This window comes from Streptomyces sp. DH12 (assembly GCF_020873895.1).
Lineage (GTDB): Bacteria > Actinomycetota > Actinomycetes > Streptomycetales > Streptomycetaceae > Streptomyces.
This window is the reverse complement of the sequence record NZ_JAHWGT010001745.1, coordinates 1-380: the sequence shown is the minus strand read 5'-3', so window position 1 is coordinate 380 and position 380 is coordinate 1. Positions and strand designations below refer to the sequence as shown.

1 protein-coding gene is annotated in these 380 nt (G+C 73.2%); it reads left to right on the top strand.

Going from position 1 to position 380, the window contains the following annotated elements; translation table 11 throughout:
- On the top strand, nt 1-380 hold a 380-nt coding region (locus LPA54_RS42025), incomplete at both ends, for a substrate-binding domain-containing protein (protein WP_228985587.1).

Below are 380 nucleotides of genomic sequence, written 5' to 3'. Positions count from 1 at the left end.
GTCGCCGTCGTCACCGACGACCTCGGCGGCGCGCAGCTCGCCGTGCGGCATCTGCTGGAGCACGGCTACGAGTACGTCGCCTGTGTCGGCGGCACGGCGGAGACCCCCGCCGTCGGCGACCCGGTCTCCGACCACGTCGAAGGCTGGCGGCGCGCGATGGACGAGGCCGGCATACCCACCGAGGGCCGCCTCTTCGAGGCCCCGTACAACCGCTACGACGCCTACCGGGTCGCGCTGGACATCCTGTCGGGGCCGCGGCGGCCGCCCGCGATCTTCTGCTCCACCGACGACCAGGCCATCGGTGTGCTGCGCGCCGCGCGTGAGCTGCGCATCGACGTGCCGGGCGAGCTGGCGGTCACCGGGTTCGACGACATCAAGGA